Origin of the sequence: Methanolobus sp., from assembly GCF_030682845.1 — an archaeon.
In the GTDB taxonomy this organism is placed as follows: Archaea; Halobacteriota; Methanosarcinia; order Methanosarcinales; family Methanosarcinaceae; genus Methanolobus.
In genome coordinates this window covers 1-3,542 of record NZ_JAUXNK010000006.1, presented here as the reverse complement: position 1 = coordinate 3,542, position 3,542 = coordinate 1, and the positions used below count along the sequence as shown (strand labels likewise).

Annotated in this window: 3 protein-coding genes; 1 reads left to right on the top strand and 2 read right to left on the bottom strand. The window is 44.3% G+C overall.

Annotation, left to right across the window (positions count from 1 at the left end; all coding sequences use genetic code 11):
• Window positions 1-2,187: T9SS type A sorting domain-containing protein (locus Q8J68_RS00320; RefSeq protein WP_305309583.1), on the top strand; the 2,187-nt coding region annotated here is incomplete at its 5' end.
• 38 nt (window positions 2,188-2,225) lie between these two features.
• Here Q8J68_RS00320 and Q8J68_RS00315 read toward each other — a convergent pair.
• Both Q8J68_RS00315 and Q8J68_RS00310 read right to left on the bottom strand, forming a co-directional pair.
• Window positions 2,226-2,989 (bottom strand): IS5 family transposase gene (locus tag Q8J68_RS00315; RefSeq protein WP_370867568.1). Its coding sequence is split into 2 segments (ribosomal slippage): window positions 2,226-2,632 and window positions 2,632-2,989, totalling 765 coding nucleotides; the frame shifts between segments, so codons are not numbered across the junction.
• Between the two features lie 231 nt (window positions 2,990-3,220).
• Window positions 3,221-3,542, bottom strand: a 322-nt coding sequence (locus tag Q8J68_RS00310) for a hypothetical protein (RefSeq protein WP_305309581.1), incomplete at its 5' end; no start/stop codon positions are given.

The window sequence follows — 3,542 nt, the reverse complement described above, 5'->3', positions numbered from 1 at the left end:
TTGGCAAGGTGGCTCTCAGTAGCAGAATGGGTGGCTCTATTTTTCGGAGGGGTGGCTCTAAATATGCGGACTAATGGCTCTATCGTATCATATTATTCAATCAGAATCAACCAAAATGTACAGAACATCAGAATCCGTGGCTTTTCTATAACCAATAGCAAGTCAGGAATCGTATTAGGACAGAATAGCGCTTCCATAATTACCAATTGCGCATTACATGGAAATGCTTCTTCTTATGGCGGAGGTATCAATCTGTTTAAAGGTACTACGGTCTTGAGCGGAGTTCGTATATTTGACAATTATGCATACATAATGGCAGGAGGCATATACATCAATGGCTATATGGGATCTGTGAATGTGACCTTTGATCCGGTTAATCGCTGCTCCATATACAATAACACTGCCGGAGCAGGGCAGGATATTGTCGCTCACTCCATCAATAATGATTTGAGTATTCCCCTTGATATGTTCACTGTTGCCAATCCCACCAGCTATTATGCTGCGTCTTTCAGAGCATCCGGAAATGAGTTTCAATTGCTTATAGACGCAGAGACTGCTCATCATCAGGAAGTTAACAGCGATCTCTATGTGTCTCCAAACGGAGACGACACCAATGACGGCTTGAGTCCTGCAACAGCTCTCAAAACAATCAGAACAGCAGTTTATAGAGTTGCCTCTGATAGCCTGAACCAGAAAACTGTTCACATACTCCCAGGCGTATATTCCCGAACTGCCAACCAGCAGGTGTTTCCAATTCCTTTGAAAAGTTGGGTAAAGGTTCAAGGAGCGGGGATTGCTGAGACTCAGATAGTGGGAGAGATGGACCCTGCTTATGCCAACGTGCAATACAATGCTTTAAAAGTCTTTACCAGCTTTTATCAAACTCACACCAGTTTAGAGGACTTGTCCATCACTTCTACAGGATCAAACAACAGTTGTGCAATTTGGGGGCATAAGGAAGTATCACTGCATCTGAAGAACCTGAGGATACATGAACTGAGTCCGGATTTGTTTGCTATCATTAACATTACTTATGCCACAAATTGCCTTTGGGACGAGATTATAATTGAGGACTTCACTACCGACAGCATGGGTTTCATGTATAGCGATGGCTACATGACTGGAGTAATCCGGAATTCAATTTTTAGAAATGCGGTGAACAACTTCACAAGTAATGAGGTATGGGGATATCCGCTCGTTTGGATTGTGTTGGGTGAGAATTTTCTACTGGAAAACTCGATTTTTACCAATCTGGCAATGGCAGATGATGATTCTCAAGCCCTTAGCTTTGGTGGAATGTACAACCCACCTATTCAACAACAATATACTATCAGCAACAGTTTATTTTCCAACATCACCTGCAATCAACGGGGAGTTATATTTCATGGGGAAGATTATCCTATAATGAACTTTACAAATTGCACTTTTGCCGGGCATACAGGCAATGGTGAGGCACTGATGGTCAATGGAAACGTTACGATCTCAAACAGCATCTTTTACAATGAACGTTCTGTGGAAATAGCCATAAATCCTATGGATGGGACTGGTATCCCCACCACACTTACTTTGGATAACAATCTTATCCGCAATGGCTATAACGATATCTGGCAAGGTCCGGGGAGCACAATCAACTACCATGATACTAATATCAGTGGCAATCCCCTTTTCCAAGGAGGTGATGACATCGACGATCCCTTGTATTACAGCCTTTCTGCTGCTTCCCCCTGCATCAATACAGGAACTCCAGACATCAGCAGTCTTGGCTTGCCTCCCTATGACCTGGCCGGAAACTGGCGCGTCTGGAATGGTATAATTGACATCGGCTGCTTTGAATATGGCTCACAGCCTTGGGTCTCAAATGACGATCCGGTGGCTCCGGCTATTCCTGAAACAAGCCTCACCGCCTATCCCAATCCCTTCAGTGTCTTTACCAATATCAAGGTGAGCTCTCTTGGCTCTGATGGAGCTAGAGCTGAGAGGATTGACAAAGCTAGTATCTCCATCTACAATCTCAAAGGGCAGAGGGTGAAAAGCATAATGCTTGATCCTGCAAAGACTGGTGAGCAAATCACCTACTGGGATGGTAGAGATGCAGATAACACCAGATGCTCAAGTGGAATATACTTCGTTAATCTGATAGTAAATGGTAGAAACGTCAGCACTAGAAAGGTAACATACATAAGATAGCCGATTGATTATCGCAATACATATGTTAGAGACTGTCGTCACGAGATAGCCAACCATATAAATAAGCAGCGAATCTTAACCGCAGCCAGATAGGATGACGTATTTTTCGCATATCGTGTCGCTATACCTCTCCATTCTTTCATTCGTAAAAAGACATTTTCCACAAGATGTCTCATTTTATACAGATACTTATCATAATCCCGTTGCATCAGGCGGTTTTTCTTTGGCGGGATGACTACTTGCATTTTTCGTTCAACAGCCATCATAACGATAGCAGAAGTTTCATATCCTTTGTCTGCAATCAGGCATTCAGCGTCAAATGACGTTATCAAGTTCTCAGCTTCCTTACAATCAGCTCTGGTACCTTCTGTAACAAGAACTCGGACCGGATTGCCATGCGCATCCACGGCCACATGTATTTTCGTGTTGAGCCCCCTTTTGTGCGACCCATATCCTGGTTACCGCCTACTGCTCCTGTGCCATGCTGATGGGCTTTGACATGGCTTGCATCGATCATTAGCCATTCAAGATCAGGCTCATCGATGAAAACCACAAGAAGATTCTCCCATATGCCTTTGTCGCGCCAACGGCAAAAGCGACGGTGTGTGTTTTTCCAATCCCCATAGTCAGGCGGTAAATCACGCCAGGGTGCTCCAGTGCGGAGAATCCATAATACTGCGTTGATAAAGCGACGGTTGTCTTGGGCAACGCCTCCCCAGACTCCCTTTCTGCCGGGAAGGTGAGGTTCAAGTAACTTCCACGTGTGATCTGTGATATCATGTCTACGCCAGCTTTTCGACATAACAAACTCCCTTGTAATAAAATCGATGCCATTATTTTCAGGGTAGTTATTTTGTCAATCTCGTGACGACACTATCTAAGATCAAGTATTGATTAATCAACAATCTGCTTATTCAGATTAGCAGTTCAGTCACAGTCCTGCATTTCCAATGGAAAGGCGGAAATGGAGTATGTGCACCTGAGACGCCTACCGGGTTCATCTCTGAGTCATATTCGATCTGATCGTCTTTGATCACACACAGCGGTCTATTATCGCTTTGGTGGGCTCATTAACCAGTGCAGCGAAGTCATCTCCCAACTGAGTATTGATGATGCCCATAAGCTTATCTATAGCGTTTTTATTGAGCTTCTCGGCTCTCGGCATGTCACTGAGCATCTTGATGGCAAGTCTGGATGCATCTCTGATCTCGGTCTTCCAAGCATTGTTGAGGACCCGGTAATACTCTAACATGAGCTTATCATAGTAGTTCATCAGAAGCTGAATCTCCGGACTTTCACTCTGTTCCTGCCGATATCGTATTCGGAGAAGCGTTCCAGGCATCGATATAGCCATC